Annotated in this window: 1 protein-coding gene; it reads left to right on the forward strand. The window is 48.8% G+C overall.

Translation table 11 applies throughout. The annotated features are described in order from the left end of the window. Positions 1–133: 133 nt before the first annotated feature. On the forward strand, positions 134–461 hold a 328-nt coding region (locus NE664_13815; GenBank protein MCQ4727710.1), incomplete at its 3' end, for a hypothetical protein.

The raw sequence follows: 461 nt of genomic DNA on the forward strand, positions 1-461 counted from the left end.
GAGAGGACGGAACCGTTCTGTTAAGCTGGACGAATCTGGATGATGACGGAGATTTCTGCCGGCTGATTCACCACCGGAATGGGAAGAGGTATCTGGTATTCCGGGAGGATTATACGGATGCAGTATTTTCTGTGTGGAGACGGGAGCGGTGTTCCGCTATCTGCCGGCATGCGTCTGGCCGGATAAACAGGAAGGGTTTCAGGAGAGTTTTATCTGGACAGATGCAGTGTATGACAGAGAATCCGGCCTTCTGGCGGTGACAGGCTGTTTCTGGGCCTGCCCAAATGATGTCATGATTCTCGACTTTGAGGATCCTTTTACAGAGCCGGAGGGAATCAATGGCCACGAGCTAATGGATCGGGAGTATGATCTTTACGACGATATCGAGTTTTCCGATTTTCAAAATGGGGAAATACTTTTAAAAGCATATAACACCAGAGATGAGAAACAGGAGATTCTGG

This window comes from Anaerotignum faecicola (genome assembly GCA_024460105.1).
GTDB lineage: Bacteria > Bacillota > Clostridia > Lachnospirales > Anaerotignaceae > JANFXS01.